The sequence below is a fragment of the Streptomyces sp. NPDC059906 genome, from assembly GCF_042730645.1.
In the GTDB taxonomy this organism is placed as follows: Bacteria; Actinomycetota; Actinomycetes; order Streptomycetales; family Streptomycetaceae; genus Streptomyces; species Streptomyces rubrogriseus.
This window is the reverse complement of record NZ_JBHWKU010000003.1, coordinates 440,523-460,085: the sequence shown is the minus strand read 5'-3', so window position 1 is coordinate 460,085 and position 19,563 is coordinate 440,523. Positions and strand designations below refer to the sequence as shown.

Genomic DNA, 19,563 nt, shown 5'->3' with positions numbered 1-19,563 from the left:
TGCGTCGTCCGGTGTCCGGCGCGGTCAGCCGCGGCCGACGCCGGCGGTGAACGCCGTCCAGCTCCCGGGGGAGAAGAGCAGGGCGGGTCCGGCCGGGTCCTTGGAGTCGCGCACGGCGAGCAGTCCGGCGCCGGGGCCGGCCGACGGACGGGCCGTCTCCACACAGTTGTTCGCTCCGGTGCTGTAGCTGCTGCGCAGCCACCGGGTGCCGGTCATATCCGTGCTGACAGGGATGTTCCGGGGAAGTTCGGACATGGAGCCTGACATGGTGCCTCCTTACGCGCCTGCCGCGGTCGCGGCGATGAAGTCCAACGAGTCCTCGGGCGAAAGGGCATGGATCAGAAGGGCGTTGAAGGCCTCGGTATAGGCCTCTAGGTCTTCTTTCCGTTCGAGGTGCAGGCTACTCGTCAAGTGGTCGAGAACAACCACGTCCAGATCAGAAGTGCTCGAAAATGAGAAGATTACGAAAGGGCCGGTGACACCGATGTGCGCCCCGGCGGCAAACGGCAGGACCTGGAGCCGGACATGGGGGAGCTGCGCCGCCTCGACCAGCCTGGCCAGCTGACGGGACATCACCCCGGGGCCGCCCACCACCCGGCGCAGCACCGCCTCGTCCAGGACCGCGCTCAGCTCCAGCGGCGGCTCGCCCCGCAGCACGTCCTGCCGGGCCAGCCGGACCTCCACCAGCGTGTCCAGCCGTTCCGCCGGCATCCCGTCCACGGCGGCGCGCGTCACCGCGCGGGCGTACTCGGGCGTCTGGAGCAGGCCGGGCACCACCGTGGTCTCCAGCGTGCGCATCGCGGCGGCCTGCGACTCCAGGCTGATGAAGTCGCGGTAGGTCGGGGGCAGCACCCCGCGGTACGCGTGCCACCAGTGGTTGCGTCCCCCCGCGTCCTCGGAGCGCGCCAGCATCACCAGCAGCCCCCGCAGCTGCTCGTCGGCCACGCCGTAGGCGTCCAGCAGTAACCGCACGTCGGCCGGTTTCGCCCCGCTCGTCCCGGTCTCGATCCGGCTGACCTTCGACTGGTGCCAGCCCACCAGCCGGGCCGCCTCCCCGCTGGTGATGCCCGCCGACGTGCGCAGGGCGCGCAGTTCCGCGCCCAGCTTCCGGCGGCGCACCACGGGACCGTGCTGCATGGGACAACTCCCTTACTCCTTATGAGTCGCCCAAATACGCTCTGCCGTCGCAGAGTTCACCGCTTCGAGCGACAGATATATGCATATCTTGGTGGATCGCCGCCCTTCACAGGTCCGGTGATGGCAGTCTGGCGGCGAAGCACCAGTCCGGGACCGTACTCGAACCGTCCGCTCCGTGTCGGGCCGCGGTCCCGTGAGAAAGGGACGACGTCGCCATGGCAGACCATCTGGAAGCATCCGTCACTCTGCCGAGCGATCCCGCCTCGGTGGCCGCCGCGCGGACCTACGTGGTCGGCACCCTGGCGGAATGGGGCCTGCCGGGCGACGCCGACCTGGCGGACACGGTGCGGCTCATCGTCTCCGAACTGGCGACCAACGCGGTCCAGCACACCTTCGGGCAGTCGCCCACCTTCACGGTGGACCTCGTCCTCGACCGCGACGAGCGGCTGCGCCTCGGCGTCACCGACAGCCACCCGCGCTTCCCCAAGCGCCTGCCCGCCGCCGTCCAGCAGGACAACGGCCGGGGGATGGTGATCATTCGCTGGCTGACCGCCGAGTGCGGCGGCAAGCTGAGGGTCAGGCCCACCCGCGAGGGCGGCAAGACCGTCTCCATCGAACTGCCCTGGACGCCGCCGCGCGCACCGGCCGCGCCCGCGGGGGTGACGGCGGAACAGAACGCCGTCACCCCCGCGGGCGGGCTACTTGACCCGGCCGTACCAGACGCTTGAGGTCCAGATCTTCTCCAGGCGCACCACGGCCCCGGTCTTCGGCGCGTGCCAGATCCGGCCCTTCCCGGCGTAGATGCCGACGTGGTAGACGCTGCTGCCGGAGTGGAAGAACACCAGGTCACCGGCCTTGCGGTGCCTCACGGAGACACGCCTGGTCTTGTTGTACTGCTGGGCCGCGGTGCGGGGCAGCTTCTTGCCGGCCTTCTTGAACGAGTACAGCGTCAGGCCGGAACAGTCGAACCGGTGCGGGCCGGCGGCACCCCAGCGGTACGGGGCGCCCTTCTTGGAGGCCGCGACCTTGAGGGCTTTCGTCGCATGACTCGCCGCGGCCGCCTCGGCGGCGACACCGGGGACCACGACGGAGCCGCCCACGGCGGCGAGGGTGAGAGCCGAGGCCGTACCGGCACGGGCCATCAGCGACGGGACACGATTGAGCGCGGACATGCGCAACCCTTCGTCAGCCGCCTGTGAAGGATGACCTGTCGGATTCGGGCTGGCGAAGTTGCCCGGCCGCGGTGTGCGGCTTCACCCCAAGGACCGCCGGTCCCGGTGCCTCTCGCGGAGGCGGCCGTGCCGGCGACCCGTCGTGCTCGGGTCCTCCACTCCTGCCGATCCACTTCCCTTGCGACCGGTCGTCCGGACGGCGGCAGGACTCGGCGTCCGCCCGGACCGCCCCGCCGCTGCGGCGGGGGCTTGTCGTCAGTCACGGATCTTGTCCCGCCCCGAGGGGAATTCCCAACGGAACGTGCCCTTTGTGTTGTTACGTGCCACTCAGCCGTTCGGGTCGACGCCCTCCTGTTCGAAGCGCCGTCGCAGGCGGCGACGACCCCGGGACCAGCGGCGCAGTGGCGTCTCGCGCCGGCGGAGCGGACGGCTGCCGCAACTTCGACCGGTCGCGAATCGGGGGTGTTCCTACGCCGAAAGGGGGTACGCCGTTTGGTCCGTTTCGGCGCGAGGTTTCTCAACTCCCGGCAGTGGGCGGGAGTCCGACCCGCGCCGTCCGCCGCTCACCGTCGAGCACGCGCAGCGCCCGGGCCAGGGTGGCGGCGTGCACCTCCGTCTCGCCCCGGTGGTGCATCAGCGTCAGCGCGTCACGCAGGGCCGCCGCCTTGCCGACCAGTGCCTGGGCGGCCCGCAGCCCGCGGTAGGTGTCGCCGTCCCGCCCGGGGTTGATGCGTCCGAGCAGGTCGACGACGTCCAGATAGCGGTCGACGACCTCGGCCTCGGCGCGGGTCAGCGCGGGCAGCGGGGGCAACTCGGGTGGCAGCACGGGCGGATCACCTCGCGCCGGACGAGGCTGGCGGGGTCCTGCGGCCCGGCACGATCCGGTCCACCAGCCCGTACTCCAGTGCCTGCCGGGCGTCCAGGACCGTCTCCCGCTCGATGTCCTCGGCCACCTGCCCGGAAGTGCGGCCGGTGTGCCGTACGAGGATCTCCTCCAGGCGGGCGCGGATACGGACCAGTTCCGCCGCGTGGACGGCCAGGTCGCTCGCCTGCCCCCGCACCGGTTCGGTGAGCGCCGGCTGGTGGAGCACCACCCGGGCGCCCGGCAGGGCGGCGCGCTTGCCGGGGGTGCCCGCCGCCAGCAGCACGGCGGCGGACGAACCGGCCTGCCCGAGGCAGGTGGTGGCCACGTCGCAGGCGACGTAGCGCATCGTGTCGTGGATCGCGGTCATGGCGGTGAAGGAGCCGCCGGGCGAGTTGACGCAGAGCTCGATGTCCCGGTCCGGTGCCTGGTGCTCCAGGTACATGAGCTGGGCCGCCACGTCGTTCGCGGAGGTCTCGTCGACCGCCGTCCCGAGGAGGACGATCCGCTCCTGGAGCAGCTTGGAGTACGGGTCCGAGGTCCGGGTCCCCGCACTCGTGCGCTCGGTGAACTCCGGCAGGACATGGCGGGCGGACGGCCGGGTCATGACGAACCCCTCCTCGTGGCAGAACCGACTTCGGCTGCGCTGTCTCCGTAAAAAATGTACAGGACGTACGCTTGCCGGGAGTGGATTCGGACGGAACCGTAAGCTGGGGTCATGGCCTACGAGATTCCGGTGACGCAAGCCAGGGCCGAGCTGGCCGACCTGATCAACCGGGTGGTGTACGGCGGCGAGCGCGTCGTCGTGACGCGGCACGGCAAGCCTCTCGTCGCCCTCGTCTCCGCCGCCGACCTCCAGCGCCTGGAGGAGGTCCGTGAATCCCCGGACCCCCAGGTGATCACCTCGGTCGCCGGGGTCCACGACGCGCCCGCCGCCTCGGCACCCCGCGAGCATCACCGCTTCGGCATCGCCGCGGAACACCGGGGGCCGAACCCGTCCTAGCGCGGGCATGCCGGAAGCCGCCGACTGCATCGGTAATCAATCGGTCAAAACCGGGTGACGTGGCCGTAACACTGTAGCCCTAGTCTGCACCCCGATCCACCTGCGGTTTTCACGGACCGGTAGGTGATTTCCGGCCGGTTCATGTGTGTTACATCTAGAGCCGTCGCGGTGGCCGCGGCAGCCGGACCGGCCGGTCCTGGCGTGATGTCCTGTGAGGTGGTAAATGCAACTGACCCCGCACGAGCAGGAGAGACTGCTCATCCATGTGGCCGCGGACGTGGCGGAGAAGCGCCGCGCACGAGGTGTCAAGCTCAATCATCCCGAGGTCGTCGCGCTGATCACCGCGCACATCCTCGAAGGCGCCCGGGACGGGCGCGGCGTCGGCGAACTCATGGCCTCCGGACGCAAGCTGATCCAGCGCGACGAGGTCATGGAGGGCATCCCCGAGATGGTCCACGACGTGCAGGTCGAAGCCACCTTCCCGGACGGCACCAAGCTGGTCACCGTCCACGAACCGATCATCTGACGGGGAGCCAGTCGTGATCCCCGGAGAGATCCTCTTCGCCGACGAGCCGGTCGCCTTCAACGAAGGCCGCGAAGTCGTCCGCCTGACCGTGCTCAACACCGCCGACCGGCCCGTCCAGGTCGGCTCCCACTACCACTTCGCCGAGGCCAACCCCGGTCTCGAGTTCGACCGCGCCGCGGCGCACGGCAGGCGGCTGGACATCGCCGCCGGCACCGCCGTCCGGTTCGAGCCCGGCATCCCCGTCGACGTGCGGCTGATCCCCCTCGCGGGCGCCCGTGTCGTCGTCGGACTGCGCGGCGCGACCGGAGGTGCCCTCGATGCCTGAACTGTCCCGCACCGCCTACGCCGACCTGTTCGGCCCGACCACCGGCGACCGCGTCCGCCTCGCCGACACCGACCTCTTCGTCGAGATCGAGGAGGACCGGTCCGGCGGTCCCGGCCGCTCCGGCGACGAAGCCGTCTTCGGCGGCGGCAAGGTGCTGCGCGAGTCCATGGGGCAGGCGCGCACCACCCGCGCCCAGGGCGCTCCCGACACCGTGATCACCGGAGCCCTGATCATCGATCACTGGGGGATCGTCAAGGCCGACATCGGCATCCGCGACGGACGGATCACCGGCATCGGCAAGGCCGGGAACCCGGACACCATGGACGGCGTCCACCCCGACCTCGTCATCGGCCCCGAGACGGAGATCGTCGCGGGCAACGGCAAGATCGTCACCGCCGGCGGCATCGACACCCACGTCCACTTCATCGCGCCGGGCGCCGTCGACGAGGCCCTGGCGTCCGGCGTCACCACCCTCATCGGCGGCGGCACCGGCCCGGCCGAGGGCAGCAAGGCGACCACCGTCACCCCCGGCGCCTGGCACCTCGCGTGGATGTTCGCCGCCCTGGAGTCGAGCCCCGTCAACATCGGCTTCCTCGGCAAGGGCAGCACCATGTCGAAGGAGTCCATGCGCGACCAACTGCGGGCCGGCGTCCTCGGCTTCAAGATCCACGAGGACTGGGGCGCGACCCCCGCCGTCATCTCCGCGTGCCTGGACGTGTGCGAGGAGTCGGGCGTCCAGCTCGCCGTGCACTCCGACACCCTGAACGAGGCCGGTTTCGTCGGCGACACCTTCGACGCGGTCGCGGGCCGCACCCTGCACGCCTTCCACGTCGAGGGCGCCGGCGGCGGCCACGCACCTGACATGATCACGGCGGTATCGCTGCCCAACATGCTGCCGGCGTCCACCAACCCGACCCGGCCGCACACTGTCAACACCGTCGAGGAACACCTCGACATGCTGATGGTCTGCCACCACCTCAACCCGGCCGTCCCCGAGGACCTCGCCTTCGCCGAGTCCCGGATCCGGCCCAGCACCATCGCGGCCGAGGACATCCTGCACGACATGGGCGCGATCTCCATCATGTCGTCGGACGCCCAGGCCATGGGCCGCATCGGCGAGGTGATCCTGCGGACCTGGCAGACCGCGCACGTGATGAAGCGCAGACGCGGCCTCCTGCCCGGCGACACCCGCGCGGACAACCTGCGGGCCCGTCGCTATGTCGCCAAATACACCATCAACCCCGCCGTCGCCCAGGGCATCGAGCACGAGGTCGGCTCCGTCGAGACCGGCAAGCTCGCCGACCTGGTGCTCTGGGACCCCCGCTTCTTCGGGGTGAGGCCGCAGCTCGTCATCAAGGGCGGCCAGATCGCGTACGCGCAGGTGGGTGACGCCAACGCCTCCATTCCCACGCCGCAGCCGGTGCTGCCGCGCCCGATGTACGGGGCGCTGGGAACCGCTCCCGCCACCAACTCGGTCAACTTCGTCTCCGAGCAGGCCGTCGAGGACGGTCTGGCGCAACGGCTCGGGCTCGGGCGGGCGTTCGTGCCCATCCGGTCCACCCGCGGCCGGACCAAGGCCGACATGCGGCAGAACGACGCGCTGCCCCGCGTGGAGGTCGCCGCGGACTCCTTCGCGGTGACCATCGACGGCGAACTCGTCGAACCCGCTCCCGTCGCCGAACTGCCGCTGACCCAGCGGTACTTCCTCTTCTGAGCGCGCAGATGAGCCGCGCAGCACTGCTCGTCCTCGCGGACGGCCGCTTCCCCGCCGGGGGGCACGCCCACTCCGGCGGGGCGGAGGCCGCCGTCCGGGCGGGACGTATCACGGACGCCGCGAGCCTGGAGGCGTTCTGCCGGGGGCGCCTGCACACGAGCGGGGTCGTCGCGGCGTGCGTCGCGGCGGCCGCCGCGCTCGGGGCCGACCCCGGGGAACTCGACCGGGCCGCGGACGCCCGCACCCCGTCGCCCGCCCTGCGGGTGGCGGCGCGCCGACTGGGGCGGCAGCTGATGCGGGCCGCCCGCGCGACCTGGCCGAGTCCTGAACTCGATGCCCTGGCCTCGCTGGTCCCCAAGGGAGCGCATCAGCCCGTCGTGCTGGGGCTCGCCGCGCGTGCGGCCGGGCTCGGGGCGCTCGACGCGGCGTACTGCTCCCTCTACGAGGGGGTGAGCGGACCCGCGACGGCCGTCGTGCGGCTGCTCGGTCTCGATCCGTTCGACGCGACGGGGGTGCTGGCGCGGCTCGCGGGTGAGCTCGACCGGGTCGCCGTGGACGCCGTGGAGGTGGCGGAGCGCGTCGTGACCGACGGGGTCGGTGTGCTGCCCGCGCGGTCCGCGCCGCTGCTGGAGATCGGGGCCGAGGCGCATGCCGCCTGGCCGGTGCGGTTGTTCGCCTCGTAGGCGGGTTCGCCCCCGCCGCCCCTTCCCGTCCCGAACCCAGGGGCTCCGCCCCTTCGACCCCGCCAGGGGGCTGTGCCCCCTGGACCCTCTTTCGGCCTGAACGGCCTCGTCCTCAAACGCCGGACGGGCCGAGATGGCCGATCCCAACTTTGACAGGAGCCGTTCATGCATCTCGACCATCACCACGAATCCGCCGCCGCCGTCTCCGCCGACGCGCGGCGGCCCGACGGGACGCGGCGGGCGCTGCGGATCGGGCTCGGCGGGCCCGTCGGGTCCGGGAAGACCGCCACCGTCGCCGCGTTGTGCCGGGCGCTGCGGGCGGAGTTGTCCCTCGCCGTGGTGACCAACGACATCTACACCCGGGAGGACGCCGAGTTCCTGCTCCGCGAGGCGGTGCTGCCGCCCGAGCGGATCACCGCCGTGGAGACCGGCGCCTGCCCGCACACCGCGATCCGGGACGACATCTCCGCCAACCTGGAGGCCGTCGAGGACCTGGAGGACGAGGTCGGTCCGCTCGATCTGGTCCTGGTGGAGTCCGGTGGGGACAATCTCACCGCCACCTTCTCCAGGGGACTCGTCGACGCGCAGGTCTTCGTGATCGACGTGGCGGGCGGCGACGACATCCCGCGCAAGGGCGGCCCCGGAGTCGCCACCGCCGACCTGCTCATCGTCAACAAGACCGACCTCGCGCCGTACGTGGGCTCCGACCTCGCGCGCATGGCCGCCGACGCCAAGGCGGTGCGCGGTGAACTGCCCGTCGTCCTGCAGTCGCTGCGCGGCGAGGACGGGGTGCGGGAGGTCGCCGACTGGGTGCGGGAGCGGATCGCCGCGTGGACCGCGTGACCACCGTCGCCGGCGGTGTCCGGGCGAGCGCCCGCGTCCTCGCCCGCGGTGACGGGCGCGGGGGCACGGTGCTGCCCGTCCTGGAGGGCGAGGGGCCCCTCGCCGTGCGGCGGACCCGGGGGAGCGGGGCCGAGGCCCGGGTGATGCTGGTCGGCGCGATGAGCGGGCCGCTCGGCGGTGACCACTTCGAGGTCGGGGTCCACGCCGCGAACGGTGCCCGGCTGCGGGTCGGCTCGGCCGCCGCCACCCTCGCCCTGCCGGGGCAGGACAAGACCGGGGCCCGCTACGACGTCCGGCTCACCGTCGACGACGACGCGGAACTGTGCTGGCTTCCGGAGCAGTTGATCTCCGCGGGCGGCAGCGATCTCACCGTCACCACGTCCGTCGACCTCGCCGCCCGGGCGCGGCTGCTGCTGCGCGAGGAGCAGGTGCTCGGGCGGGCCGGGGAGGAGCCGGGGCGCCTGACCAGCCGTCTCACCCTGCGGATCGACGGGCGGTGCGTCCTCGACCAGGAGGTGCTGTGCGGGCCCGGTGCGCCGGGCGGCTGGGACGGACCGGCCGGACTGGCGGGACACCGTGCGGTCGGCCAGCTGGTCGTCGTCCGGCCCGGCTTCGCCACCGAGCCGCCGGCGGCGCGCGTGTTCGAGGAGGGCGCGGCCGTCATGCCGCTCGCGGGGCCCGCAGCGCTGGTGACCGCAGTGGCGCCGGACGCGCTCCGGCTGCGACGGCTGCTGGACGGGGCGCTGGCCTCGCTGGACTGAGTCCCCGTCGACGGGCCGGCCGACGGGCCCCGCCGAACGAACGCCCTTCTCCGTTTATCGGATTGGCAAAGAAGTAGTACTGGCCCTGTTCTCAGGAAACCCACAGCGGCGAGGATCCCCGTACTTGTCGCGAACACGTACGGGGAGGGCCACTTGAGGAAGAGCAGCATACGGCGGAGGGCGACCGCCTTCGGCACGGCCGGAGCGCTGGTCACCGCCACGCTGATCGCCGGCGCCGTCACGGCACCCGCCGCGAGCGCCACCCCGGCCGACGGCCACGGGCACGGACGGGGCTGGGACCGGGAGGCGCGCGGTGCCGCCATCGCCGCCGCCCGCGCCGCCCGGGCGGGCATCGACTGGGAGGACTGCGCCGCCGACTGGAACCTGCCCAAGCCCATCCAGTGCGGCTACGTCACGGTGCCGATGGACTACGCCAAGCCGTACGGCAAGCAGATCAAGCTCGCCGTCGACCGCATCGGCAACACCGGCACCAGGAGCGAGCGCCAGGGCGCGCTCATCTACAACCCCGGCGGCCCCGGCGGCTCCGGCCTGCGGTTCCCGGCCCGCGTCACGAGCAAGAGCGCGGTCTGGGCCAACACGGCCAAGGCCTACGACTTCGTCGGCTTCGACCCGCGCGGTGTCGGCCACTCCGCGCCCATCTCCTGCGTCGACCCGCAGGAGTTCGTCAAGGCGCCCAAGGCCGATCCCGTGCCCGGCTCCGAGGCCGACAAGCGCGCTCAACGGGGGCTCGCCCGCGAGTACGCCGAGGGCTGCTTCGAGCGCAGCGGCGAGATGCTCCCGCACATGACCACGCCGAACACCGCGCGCGACCTCGACGTCATCCGCGCCGCCCTCGGCGAGCGGAAGCTCAACTACCTCGGCGTCTCCTACGGCACCTACCTGGGCGCCGTCTACGGCACCCTCTTCCCGGACCACGTCCGCCGCATGGTCGTCGACAGCGTCGTCAACCCGTCCCGCGACAAGATCTGGTACCAGGCCAACCTGGACCAGGACGTCGCCTTCGAGGGCCGCTGGAAGGACTGGCAGGACTGGGTCGCCGCGAACGACGACGCCTACCACCTGGGCGACACCCGCGCCGAGGTCCAGGAGCAGTGGCTGAAGCTGCGCGCCAGGGCCGCGAAGGAGCCGCTGGGCGGCGTCGTCGGACCGGCCGAGCTGATCTCCTTCTTCCAGAGCGCCCCGTACTACGACTCCGCCTGGGCGCCGATCGCGGAGATCTTCAGCAAGTACGTCGCCGGCGACACCCAGGCGCTCGTCGACGCCGCCGCACCCGACCTGTCCGACACCGCGGGCAACGCCTCCGCGGAGAACGGCAACGCCGTCTACACGGCCGTCGAGTGCGCCGACGCCAAGTGGCCCGCGAACTGGCGCAAGTGGGACCGGGACAACATCCGGCTCCACCGCGACCACCCGTTCATGACCTGGGCCAACGCCTGGATGAACCTGCCCTGCGCCACCTGGCCGGTCAAGCAGCACACGCCGGTGAACGTCAAGACCGGCCGGGGACTTCCGCCGGTGCTGATCGTCCAGTCCGAGCGTGACGCCGCCACCCCGTACGAGGGCGCCGTCGAACTGCACCAGCGGTTCAGGGGCTCCCGCCTGATCACCGAGCGGGACGCCGGCTCCCACGGCGTCACCGGCCTGGTCAACCCGTGCGTCAACGACCGGGTCGACACCTACCTGCTCACCGGCAGGACGGGCGCCCGCGACGTGACCTGCGCACCGCACGCCACGCCCAAGCCGTAACCCGGGCCCGGGGCGAGCGGGGAGGGGGGCGACCGGTCCGACCGGTCGCCCCTCCCTCCTCCTATTGCTACCGCCCCTTTGCCCAGGCGTCCTCCGCCGTGTAGTCGAAGAGGTCGCCGTAGGCCTCGAACATCTTCGGGTACGCCTCTCGCCAGTCCCGGCCGGCCAGCCGCTCCTCGATGAAGGCCACCGTCTCCGGCAGGGCGTCGGCGTACCGCACCACCGGGCGATAGCCCAGTTGCTCCCGGGCCGCGCTCATGTCGCACACCACCGGCGCGGGCACGGTCCACGGGGTGTCCCCGACGCCGTCCACCGGCGGGCCGTCCAACAGCACGTCCCGCGTCCGGACGCCCATCACCGCGTCGATCGCCGCCGCGATCTCCGCCACCGTCGGGGCGTCCGGATCCACCGCGTTCAGGACGCGCGTGCCCGGTCGCGGCGCGGCCAGCCGGATCAGCTCGGCGATGTTGCGCACGCTCGCCGGGTGGAAGCGGCTCGCACCGCCGTACGCGAGCACGCGCCGGCGCCTGCCGTCGAGGTTGCGCTTGACGAAGTACAGCTCGCGCGGAGTCCGGCAGTACGGGCCGTGGATCGCGCCCGCCCGCAGCAGTGTCACCGGCAACCGGTCGCCCGCCGCGAGGAGTTCCCGCTCCAGCGCCGCCTTGCCCGTGCTGTACGAGCCGTCCCCCGGGGAGACGGTGCGCTGCGCCTCGGTGATCGGCACCGGGTAGGCGGGGAAGCCGTCGGGCTCGGCCTGTGTGTCGAAGCCGCGGCCGCTGTCGTCCTCGTAGACCGAGACGCTGGAGATCACCACCGCCGAGCCGACCCGCCCGGCCAGCGAGACCAACTGCCGTGCCTCCCGCTCCCCGTAGGCCACCATGTCCACCAGGACGTCGCAGCCCTCGCCCACCGCCGCCGACAGCGCCGCGTCGTCCCCGCGGTCGGCCCGGACCGTCCGTACCTCCTTCGGCCACCGCGGGTCCCGGTCGCCGCCCCGCGAGACGGCCGTCACCTCCCAGCCGTCCCGCGCCAGCGCGTCGACCGCCGCCCGCCCGATCTGTCCCGTCGCCCCGAGTACCACCGCACGTGTCATACGGCGACGGTAGGCGCCAGGCCGCCCCTCGGGCACGCCCTTCTGCCGACGGCAGACGGGGCCGTCCCGGCTAGCGGTGCGGCAGCCGGGGGAACCTGCGGCCCTGTGCCGCCCGCTCGGCCTCCTCGGCCTTCACGTCCGCCGCGTACCGGTCGACGTACTCCTGGCCGGAGAGGGAGAGGATGGCGTAGACGATCTCGTCGGTGACGGCGCGCAGTACGGCCTTCTCGCCCTCCATGCCCGCGTAGCGGGAGAAGTCGAGGGGCTCGCCGAACCGGATGACCACCGGGTGCACCTTCGGGATCTTCCGGCCCGGCGGCTGCGCCTCGAAGGTGCCGATCATCGCGCAGGGCACGACCGGCACCCCGGCCCTGAGCGCCATCACCGCCACGCCGACCTTGCCCTTGTACAGCCGGCCGTCGTGCGAGCGGGTGCCCTCCGGATAGATGCCGAGCAACTCGCCCCGGCCCAGCACGCCGAGCCCCTCGCGGATCGCGGCCTGCCCCGCCTCCTTGCCCGAGCGGTCCACCGGGATCTGACCCGCGCTGCGGAAGAAGAACGCGGTCAGCCTGCCCTTGAGGCCCGGGCCGGTGAAGTACTCCGCCTTGGCCAGGAAGGTGATGCGGCGCTTGAGCACCGCGGGCATGAGGAAGTGGTCCGAGAAGGAGAGGTGGTTGCCCGCGACGATGGCCGCCCCCGACCCCGGCACCTGGTCGAGCCCCTCGATCCGTGGGCGGAAGACGACCCTCAGCAGCGGGCCCAGCAGTACGTACTTGAGCACGTAGTAGAACACGGTGTGTCTCCCAGTTCTCCGGGCTCCCGGCCGGTCGTCCGCGGCCGTTGATCGATCGTAGCCCGACCTCGCCGAAACCGGCCGGGACCGGTTCGGCCGCTCTTCGGTCAACTCGATTGACGCGGCACCGCCCCTCCTCTGTGCTGTCCGGTAGTGGAGGCGCGAAGCCCGGGCGGCGCACGGCCCGCGGCGGGGGCGCGACCGGGGGGAGGGCGGATGACCGGTGGATCGGCGCGGGCGGCCGGACCTGCGCGGACGGCAGGAGCGGCCGGACCGGCGGAGGCGGCAGGAGCGGCCGGACCGGCGGAGGCGGGCGGGGCCCCGTGGGCCGAGTTCGGGCGGCAGTTGCGCTCCCTGCGCAGGGCGGCCGGACTCACCCAGCTGCAACTCGGCCTGCGCGTGGGCTATCACCACTCCGTCGTGAGCAGACTCGAGGCGGGTCTGCGCGAACCGCCCGTGGGGCTGGTGCGAAGACTCGACGCGGTGCTGGAGACGGGCGGCGAGCTGGCCGCGACCGTCGCCGCGCCGCGCGAGGTGCCGCCCGGACCGGGCCGCCTTCCGGCCGACCCGGCGCTGTTCACGCCGCTGCCCGGCGCGGACGCCCCCGCGGGGCAGGGCGCGCCGGACCCCCGGATGTGGCCCGAGCGGCTGCCCGCCGAGGGGCTGGCCTGCCCGCTGCACGGCACCGCGGGGTGCGCGGTGCCCGATCCGGGTGAGTTACCTGCGCTGCTCGACGGGCCGGGTCCGGCGGGCGGCCCGGCCCCGTCCTGGGGCACCGGCACCGGAGCGGCGGTCGCCGAGGCGGAGTTGCTGCACGGCCTCACCGCGGTGCTGGCCTGCCTGATCCGGGAGGCGTTCCGGCACGAGGGCCGCGTGACGGCCGTCGAGGGGCTGCTGCGGGCCCTGGCCCGCTGGGCGGACGAGGTCAACTCCGCCGGGCGGCTGCCGTACGGGCAGTTGCGGCTCGGCGCGCAGTACGCCCAGGTGGCCGGCCGGCTGCGGATGGAGCGCGGGCAGATCGGCGTGGCCATGGCCTGGTTCGGCCACGGACTGCGTTGGGCGGACGCCGTCCAGGACGCCTCGGCCCGCGCGACCCTGCTCAGCGACATGTGCACCCTGGTCCGGCTCGACGGGGACCCGTCCCTGATGCTCGGGTACGCGCAGGGCATCGGCGCGGTGGACGCGCGGCGCCGGTGGATGGCCACCCTCTCGGACCTCTACCAGGCGCGCGGCCACGCCCTGGCGGGCGACCCGGCGGCGTGCCGTCGGCACATCCTGCTGGCCCGGCGGGGCTTCGCCCGCCTCGGTCCGCAGGACCACCTGGAAGCACCCTGGATGGCCGGGGCCGAGGGCGCGATGCGGGTGGACTCGGCGATCGGCGGCGCCCTGCGCGACCTGGCCGTCGCGACCGGGGACCGGGCGGCGGCCCGACGCGCGGTCGACGCCACCGCACGCTCGCGCGCGCAGGTGCCGCCCCAGATGCGCGGTGCCCGGCTGCTGCTCACCCTGCGGCTGGCGGACAGCTGGGCGTGTGCGGGCGATCCCGGAGCCGCCGTCGCCCTCGCCTCGGAGGTCCTGCCGGAGGCGGTGCGCTCGCGCGAGTCGATGGTCACCGCCGAACTGCGCGGCCTGCACAGCCGGCTCACCGGGCAGTGGGCCGACCTGCCCGAGGTCAGGGCCTACCGGGAGCGGCTGCTGGACGCGGGGGAGTGAGGCGGCGGAGGGCTCCGGTTGCGCACGGGGCAGCGCGGCGCGCGGCACCTCCGCGACGCGCACGCGTACTTGCCGGATTTTGACAGGTCTGGACCAAGCTCGCGGAGTCGTTGATTCCGGTGCGGCGGGGTGTGAGGGTTCCGCCCAGCCCGCGACATGACATGCAAATGACACCCGATGGACGCGTCCCCGCACCCCAGGGTGCGCGTTCGGCATGTCACGTCCCGGGCCGGCCCGCAAGGAGCCCCCACTCTCACAAGGAGCCACGATGCTCAGACAGACCGCGGTGGCCGGGACAGTCCTGGCCATGACACTCGCAGGGGTGGTGGTACCGACCTCCCTCGCCTCGGCCTCGGAGCGGTCCGCGCCCTCCGCGGCGGAACCCAGTCCCGTCGAGAGGGCCGTAGCCGCCGCCGACCAGGCCGTACGCAGCGGCCTGGACGCCCTCGTCGCCGGCGGCCCCGACGAGCAGTACGACCGCCACCAGGTCACCCCCTGGGACAAGAACCTGTTCTCCGTCGCCTACGAGCGCACCTACAATGGTCTGCCGGTGGTCGGCGGCGACGCCGTCGTCCTCGCCGACGGCAAGGGCAGGGTGCGCGCTGTCCAGTCCGCCGCCGAGGGCGCGATAGCCGTGCCCACCGAGGCCGGGATCAAGGCCGAGCAGGCGGTGAAGACCAGCCGCAAGCGGCTCGCGAACGTCGACAAGGTCGACTCCAAGCGCCTGGTGGTCCGCGTCAAGGACGACGTCCAGACCCTCGCCTGGGAGACCGTGCTCGTCGGCACCACCAAGGACCACGTGCCCAGCAAGCTGCACGTGTTCGTGGACGCCCGCACCGGCAAGGTCGTCGACAGCTACGACGACGTGAAGGCCGGCACCGGCCACAGCGAGTGGAACGGCCCCGACCCGCTGACCATCGACACCTCCCGCTCCGGCAGCCAGTACGCCCTGCGCGACACCACCCGCCCCGGCCTGCAGTGCTCGAACTACAACGGCGGCCTGTTCACCGGACCGGACGACGACTGGGGCACCGGCAACGCCTCCAGCCGTGAGACCGGCTGCGTCGACGTCATGTACGCGGCGCAGAAAGAGTCGGACATGCTCCGCGACTGGCTCGGCCGCAACGGCCACAACGGCAACGGCGGCAGCTGGCCCACCTCCGTCGGGCTCAACCAGCTCAACGCCTACTGGGACGGCTCCCGGGTCACCATCGGCCACAACAGCGCCGGCAAGTGGATCGCCGGCATGGACGTGGTGGGCCACGAGTACGGCCACGGCCTGGACAGCTTCACCCCCGGCGGCGCCAACCACGAGAGCGGCCTGGGCGAGGCCACCGGCGACATCATGGGCGCCCTCACCGAGGCCTACGCCAACCAGCCCTCCGGGTACGACACCCCCGACTACACCGTCGGCGAGGAGATCAACCTCCAGGGCCGCGGCCCGATCCGCAACATGTACAACCCGCAGCTGGTCAACAACGACCCCAACTGCTACTCCTCCGCCATCCCGCGCACCGAGGAGCACGCGGCGGCCGGACCGATGAACCACTGGTTCTACCTCCTCGCCGAGGGCTCCAACCCCGGTGGCGGCAAGCCCTCCAGCCCCACCTGCGACGGCAGCCAGGTGACCGGCATCGGCATCCAGAACGCCGGCAAGATCTTCTACGGCGGCATGCTGCTCAAGACCAGCGGCATGACCTACAAGCGGTACCGCTCCGCCACCCTCACCGCGGCGAAGGAACTGGACGCCTCCTGCGACCTGTTCGACGCCACCAAGGCGGCCTGGAACGCGATCGACATCCCGGCCCAGCCCGGCGACCCGACCTGCACCGGGCAGCAGACCGACTTCTCGCTGGCCCTCAGCCCGGCGAGCGGCAACGTCGAGGCCGGTTCCGCGGTCAACGCCACGGTCAACACCACCACCGTCACCGGCAGCGCCCAGCAGGTGTCGCTGACCGCCACCGGCACCCCGCCCGGCGTCAGCGTCTCCTTCAGCCCGTCGACGGTCACCTCCGGCAACAGCTCGACCATGCGGGTCTCCACCACGTCCGGCACCGCCGCCGGGACGTACTCGCTCACGGTCAAGGGCACGGCGGGCAGCAAGAGCCACACCGCCCAGTACACCCTCACCGTCGGCGGCGGCAACAACCCCGGCACGCCGCCCGACGTCGACGTCGCCCAGGTCCAGGCCCACCTGGCGCAGTTCGGCTCGATCGCCGCGCAGAACGGCGGCAACCGCCGCTCCACCGGCTCCGGGTACGACGCCTCACTCGCGTACGTGAAGGGCAAGCTCCAGGCGGCCGGCTACACCGTCACCGAGCAGACCTGCACCTCCGGCTGCTCCGCCGGCGCGGGCAACAACCTGATCGCCGAGTGGCCGAAGGGTGACGCGAACAGCGTCTACATGTTCGGCGCCCACCTCGACGGCGTCTCGGCCGGCCCCGGCATCAACGACAACGGTTCCGGTTCCGCCGCGCTCCTGGAGACGGCGCTGACCCTGGCCGAGCAGAACCCGACCATGGAGAACCGCGTCCGCTTCGCCTGGTGGACCGACGAGGAGCAGGGCCTGAACGGCTCCGACTTCTACGCCCGGAACCTCTCCACGACCGACCGCTCCCGGATCAAGGCGTACTACAACTTCGACATGGTCGCCTCCGTCAACGGCGGCTACTTCATCAACAACCTGTCCTCCTCGGCCTCCGCCCCGATGCGGGAGTACTGGACCTCCCTCGGCCTCGCCCCGCAGGAGAACGTGGAGGGCCAGGGCCGCTCCGACGACTACTCCTTCCAGCAGGTCGGCATCCCCACCTCGGGCTACGCCACCGGCGCCTCCGCGATCAAGTCGTCCTCGGAGGCCGCCAAGTGGGGCGGCACCGCGGGCCGGTCCTACGACCCGTGCTACCACTCCGCCTGCGACACCACCTCCAACATCAACGCCACCGCGCTGAACCGCAGCGCCGACGGCATCGCGTACACGATCTGGAAGACCGCAGTCGGAGACGCACCGAACCCGCAGGACGACTTCTCGATCTCCGCGAACCCGTCCTCGGGCACCGTCGACCCGGGCAGCTCCGCGTCCTTCACCGTGAACACCGCCACGACCAGCGGCGACGCGCAGAACGTGCGGCTGTCGGCGTCCGGCGCGCCGACCGGTGTGAGCGTCGGCTTCAGCCCGGACTCGGTCACCTCCGGACAGTCCTCGACCGCCACGGTCCAGGTCGCCGCGGGCACGGTCGGCGGCACCTACACCCTGACCCTCACGGGTGCGGGCACCGTCACCCACACCACCACGTACACCCTCACCGTGTCCGGCGACGACGGCGGTGAGACCACCTGGCAGCTGGGAGCCACCTACGCGGCCGGCGACGTGGTGAGCTACAACGGCGTCAGCTACCGGTGCATCCAGGGCCACACCGCCTACCCCGGCTGGGAGCCGCCGAACGTCCCCGCCCTGTGGGGGCGCCTGTGACACGCCGCTGAGAAACGCCTGACACGCCGACGGGCGGTGGGGTTCGCACCGAACCCCACCGCCCCCGGCGTGTGCCCGCGACCGCGGCGTCAGAACTTCGGCGTCGGGGCCTGCGCCTCCACCATCTCCGCCGCCTCCTGCTCGGTCTGCACCGACGGAGGGGAGCCCGCCAGCGGCTTCTGGGCCGTCTCCTTCATGCAGGCCACGGCCACCACACCGATCAGGGCCGCCGCCATCGAGTAGTAGGCGGGCATCATGTCGGAGCCGGTCACACTGATCAGCGCGGTGATCACCAGCGGCGTGGTCCCGCCGAACAGCGACGCCGACAGGTTGTAGCCGACCGACAGGGACCCGTACCGCACGTTGGTCGGGAACATCGCCGGGAGCGCCGCCGACATCGTGCCCAGCAGACAGACCAGCGACAGGCCGAGCATCAGCATGCCGCCCGAGACCGCGAGCAGACTGCCCTCCTGCACCAGCACGAAGGCCGGTGCGGACAGTACGAAGAACCCGATCATGCCGGTCATCAGGACGGGCTTGCGCCCGAAGTGGTCGGACAGCCGGCCGACCTGGTTGATGATCAGCATCAGCAGCACCATCGTCGCCACCAGGATCATCAGGCCGTGGCTCTCGCTGTAGTCCAGCTCGTCCGACAGATACGTCGGCATGTACGACAACAGCATGTAGTCGGTGACGTTGTACGCGCCCACCAGCGCGATGCACAGCACCAGCGACCGCCAGTGGGTGCGGAAGATCTTGGCGAGGTCGCCCCGCGCGGTGGTCTCCACCGCGGTCGCCGCCTCGGAGATGTGGACGTTGGAGTCCTCCAGCTTCAGGTACGCGGGTGTGTCGTCGAGCCGCAGCCGCAGGTAGATACCGATCATGCCGAGCGGAAGCGCGGCGAGGAACGGGACGCGCCAGCCCCAGGAGTCCATGCCGTCGCTGCCCAGAATCGCGGTCAGGGCGGTGACCAGGCTGGCGGCGGCGGTGTACCCGGCCAGCGTCCCCAGCTCCAGGAAGCTGCCGAAGAACCCACGCCGCTTGTCCGGCGCGTACTCGGCGATGAAGGTGGACGCACCGCCGTACTCGCCGCCGGTGGAGAAGCCCTGGAGCAGGCGGAAAAGGATCAGCAGCACCGGCGACCAGAAGCCGATGGAGTCGTAGCTGGGGATGAACCCGATGGCGCCCGTGCCGATCGCCATGAGGATCATCGTCAGCGCCAGCACCTTCTTGCGGCCGATCTTGTCGCCCATCGGGCCGAAGACCATGCCGCCGATCGGCCGCACCAGGAAAGCCACGGCGAACGTGGCGAACGAGGAGAGCAACTGTGCGGTGTCGCTCCCGGACGGGAAGAACACCCGGCCGATCGTGCCCGCCAGATAGGCGTAGATGCCGAAGTCGAACCACTCCATGGCATTGCCGAGAGAGGCCGCCTTGACGGCACGCTTGACCGCGGCCTCGTCCGTGACGGTGATGTCCGACCTGCGCAGCCGGGGGTTCTGCCGGCGCTTGACCGCCCGGAAGAGGGCGGGGTGGCGGCGCACCGCCGCGGCGTCGGTCTCCGGTCCGTTCTCGGTGGGGGACGTGGCGGCCTCCCTTTCCACGCGCAGACACTCCTGACGGAGCGCTGCTCGGTCGTACGTCTCTCAGGTCGTACCCGTTCCCCCGATCATGCTGGGTATGGTCGTGACTTCGGTCATGT

The 19,563-nt window shown here is 72.1% G+C and carries 19 protein-coding genes; 11 read left to right on the top strand and 8 right to left on the bottom strand.

All coding sequences use genetic code 11. The features are described 5' to 3' along the window. Window positions 1-24 precede the first annotated feature (24 nt). Entirely contained in the window at window positions 25-255 is a 231-nt protein-coding gene (locus ACFV9J_RS07515; RefSeq protein ID WP_385351350.1) for a DUF397 domain-containing protein, read from the bottom strand. A gap of 21 nt (window positions 256-276) precedes the next feature. Continuing rightward, complete coding sequence (locus tag ACFV9J_RS07510) at window positions 277-1,137, bottom strand: helix-turn-helix domain-containing protein (RefSeq protein ID WP_385351198.1); 861 nt, start codon at window positions 1,135-1,137, stop codon at window positions 277-279. Between the two features lie 215 nt (window positions 1,138-1,352). On the opposite strand from ACFV9J_RS07510, the gene ACFV9J_RS07505 reads away from it, so the two are divergent. Continuing rightward, entirely contained in the window at window positions 1,353-1,865 is a 513-nt protein-coding gene (locus ACFV9J_RS07505; RefSeq protein WP_385351195.1) for an ATP-binding protein, read from the top strand. Here ACFV9J_RS07505 and ACFV9J_RS07500 read toward each other — a convergent pair. The 3 genes from ACFV9J_RS07500 to ACFV9J_RS07490 all read right to left on the bottom strand — a co-directional run bounded on the left by ACFV9J_RS07500 (window position 1,836) and on the right by ACFV9J_RS07490 (window position 3,778). Next, window positions 1,836-2,309, bottom strand: a complete 474-nt coding sequence (locus ACFV9J_RS07500) for a C40 family peptidase (protein ID WP_385351192.1) — start codon at window positions 2,307-2,309, stop codon at window positions 1,836-1,838. The two genes, ACFV9J_RS07505 and ACFV9J_RS07500, sit on opposite strands and share 30 nt — an antisense overlap. Before the next feature lie 517 nt (window positions 2,310-2,826). Beyond that, the gene (locus ACFV9J_RS07495; protein WP_385351189.1) at window positions 2,827-3,135 is read right to left on the bottom strand and encodes a hypothetical protein; all 309 of its coding nucleotides are present in this window, start codon (window positions 3,133-3,135) and stop codon (window positions 2,827-2,829) included. 7 nt (window positions 3,136-3,142) lie between these two features. Next, window positions 3,143-3,778 (bottom strand): ATP-dependent Clp protease proteolytic subunit, encoded by a 636-nt coding sequence (locus ACFV9J_RS07490; protein WP_385351186.1) that lies wholly within the window; start codon window positions 3,776-3,778, stop codon window positions 3,143-3,145. 111 nt (window positions 3,779-3,889) lie between these two features. Here ACFV9J_RS07490 and ACFV9J_RS07485 point away from each other — a divergent pair, with 111 nt between their 5' ends. The 8 genes from ACFV9J_RS07485 to ACFV9J_RS07450 all read left to right on the top strand — a co-directional run bounded on the left by ACFV9J_RS07485 (window position 3,890) and on the right by ACFV9J_RS07450 (window position 10,793). Next, the gene (locus ACFV9J_RS07485) at window positions 3,890-4,174 is read left to right on the top strand and encodes a type II toxin-antitoxin system Phd/YefM family antitoxin (protein ID WP_385351183.1); all 285 of its coding nucleotides are present in this window, start codon (window positions 3,890-3,892) and stop codon (window positions 4,172-4,174) included. 223 nt (window positions 4,175-4,397) lie between these two features. Further along, complete coding sequence (locus ACFV9J_RS07480) at window positions 4,398-4,700, top strand: urease subunit gamma (protein WP_385351181.1); 303 nt, start codon at window positions 4,398-4,400, stop codon at window positions 4,698-4,700. A 13-nt stretch (window positions 4,701-4,713) separates the two neighbouring features. Beyond that, the gene (locus ACFV9J_RS07475) at window positions 4,714-5,025 is read left to right on the top strand and encodes an urease subunit beta (RefSeq protein ID WP_385351178.1); all 312 of its coding nucleotides are present in this window, start codon (window positions 4,714-4,716) and stop codon (window positions 5,023-5,025) included. After that, window positions 5,018-6,739, top strand: a complete 1,722-nt coding sequence (locus tag ACFV9J_RS07470; protein ID WP_385351175.1) for an urease subunit alpha — start codon at window positions 5,018-5,020, stop codon at window positions 6,737-6,739. Before ACFV9J_RS07475 ends, ACFV9J_RS07470 begins: the two co-directional genes overlap by 8 nt. Window positions 6,740-6,747: 8 nt before the next feature. Next, on the top strand, window positions 6,748-7,422 hold the full coding sequence (locus ACFV9J_RS07465) for an urease accessory protein UreF (RefSeq protein ID WP_385351172.1): 675 nt from the start codon (window positions 6,748-6,750) through the stop codon (window positions 7,420-7,422). A 165-nt stretch (window positions 7,423-7,587) separates the two neighbouring features. Continuing rightward, window positions 7,588-8,265 (top strand): urease accessory protein UreG, encoded by a 678-nt coding sequence (ureG, locus tag ACFV9J_RS07460; RefSeq protein WP_385351171.1) that lies wholly within the window; start codon window positions 7,588-7,590, stop codon window positions 8,263-8,265. Then, window positions 8,262-9,026, top strand: coding sequence for an urease accessory protein UreD (locus ACFV9J_RS07455; RefSeq protein ID WP_385351347.1), 765 nt, complete (start codon window positions 8,262-8,264; stop codon window positions 9,024-9,026). The genes ureG and ACFV9J_RS07455 overlap by 4 nt, the downstream gene beginning before the upstream one ends. Window positions 9,027-9,179: 153 nt before the next feature. After that, window positions 9,180-10,793 carry an alpha/beta hydrolase gene (locus tag ACFV9J_RS07450; RefSeq protein WP_385351168.1) on the top strand — a complete coding sequence of 538 codons (1,614 nt, stop codon included), beginning with the start codon at window positions 9,180-9,182 and terminating at the stop codon, window positions 10,791-10,793. A 67-nt stretch (window positions 10,794-10,860) separates the two neighbouring features. Here ACFV9J_RS07450 and ACFV9J_RS07445 read toward each other — a convergent pair whose 3' ends face one another. Then, the gene (locus tag ACFV9J_RS07445) at window positions 10,861-11,886 is read right to left on the bottom strand and encodes an NAD-dependent epimerase/dehydratase family protein (RefSeq protein WP_385351165.1); all 1,026 of its coding nucleotides are present in this window, start codon (window positions 11,884-11,886) and stop codon (window positions 10,861-10,863) included. A 70-nt stretch (window positions 11,887-11,956) separates the two neighbouring features. Next, window positions 11,957-12,679 carry a lysophospholipid acyltransferase family protein gene (locus ACFV9J_RS07440; protein WP_385351162.1) on the bottom strand — a complete coding sequence of 241 codons (723 nt, stop codon included), beginning with the start codon at window positions 12,677-12,679 and terminating at the stop codon, window positions 11,957-11,959. A gap of 216 nt (window positions 12,680-12,895) precedes the next feature. Between ACFV9J_RS07440 and ACFV9J_RS07435 the strand changes: the two genes are divergently transcribed. Continuing rightward, on the top strand, window positions 12,896-14,392 hold the full coding sequence (locus ACFV9J_RS07435; RefSeq protein WP_385351159.1) for a helix-turn-helix domain-containing protein: 1,497 nt from the start codon (window positions 12,896-12,898) through the stop codon (window positions 14,390-14,392). 268 nt (window positions 14,393-14,660) lie between these two features. Continuing rightward, window positions 14,661-17,861 carry a M28 family peptidase gene (locus tag ACFV9J_RS07430; RefSeq protein WP_385351156.1) on the top strand — a complete coding sequence of 1,067 codons (3,201 nt, stop codon included), beginning with the start codon at window positions 14,661-14,663 and terminating at the stop codon, window positions 17,859-17,861. Window positions 17,862-17,950: 89 nt separating this feature from the next. Here the strand turns inward: ACFV9J_RS07430 and proP are convergent, their stop codons facing one another. Beyond that, entirely contained in the window at window positions 17,951-19,465 is a 1,515-nt protein-coding gene (gene proP / locus ACFV9J_RS07425; protein ID WP_385351153.1) for a glycine betaine/L-proline transporter ProP, read from the bottom strand. Between the last annotated feature and the right edge of the window lie 98 nt (window positions 19,466-19,563).

Excerpts from the sequence above, each read along its gene's own strand:
- ACFV9J_RS07480 (WP_385351181.1), top strand. The coding sequence starts at position 4,398 with ATGCAACTGACCCCGCACGAGCAGGAGAGACTGCTCATCCATGTGGCC.
- ACFV9J_RS07500 (WP_385351192.1), bottom strand. The coding sequence starts at position 2,309 with ATGTCCGCGCTCAATCGTGTCCCGTCGCTGATGGCCCGTGCCGGTACG.
- ACFV9J_RS07470 (WP_385351175.1), top strand. The coding sequence starts at position 5,018 with ATGCCTGAACTGTCCCGCACCGCCTACGCCGACCTGTTCGGCCCGACC.
- ACFV9J_RS07510 (WP_385351198.1), bottom strand. The coding sequence starts at position 1,137 with ATGCAGCACGGTCCCGTGGTGCGCCGCCGGAAGCTGGGCGCGGAACTG.
- ACFV9J_RS07465 (WP_385351172.1), top strand. The coding sequence starts at position 6,748 with ATGAGCCGCGCAGCACTGCTCGTCCTCGCGGACGGCCGCTTCCCCGCC.
- ACFV9J_RS07435 (WP_385351159.1), top strand. The coding sequence starts at position 12,896 with ATGACCGGTGGATCGGCGCGGGCGGCCGGACCTGCGCGGACGGCAGGA.
- ACFV9J_RS07515 (WP_385351350.1), bottom strand. The coding sequence starts at position 255 with ATGTCCGAACTTCCCCGGAACATCCCTGTCAGCACGGATATGACCGGC.
- ACFV9J_RS07445 (WP_385351165.1), bottom strand. The coding sequence starts at position 11,886 with ATGACACGTGCGGTGGTACTCGGGGCGACGGGACAGATCGGGCGGGCG.
- ureG (WP_385351171.1), top strand. The coding sequence starts at position 7,588 with ATGCATCTCGACCATCACCACGAATCCGCCGCCGCCGTCTCCGCCGAC.
- ACFV9J_RS07505 (WP_385351195.1), top strand. The coding sequence starts at position 1,353 with ATGGCAGACCATCTGGAAGCATCCGTCACTCTGCCGAGCGATCCCGCC.
- ACFV9J_RS07485 (WP_385351183.1), top strand. The coding sequence starts at position 3,890 with ATGGCCTACGAGATTCCGGTGACGCAAGCCAGGGCCGAGCTGGCCGAC.
- ACFV9J_RS07430 (WP_385351156.1), top strand. The coding sequence starts at position 14,661 with ATGCTCAGACAGACCGCGGTGGCCGGGACAGTCCTGGCCATGACACTC.
- ACFV9J_RS07490 (WP_385351186.1), bottom strand. The coding sequence starts at position 3,778 with ATGACCCGGCCGTCCGCCCGCCATGTCCTGCCGGAGTTCACCGAGCGC.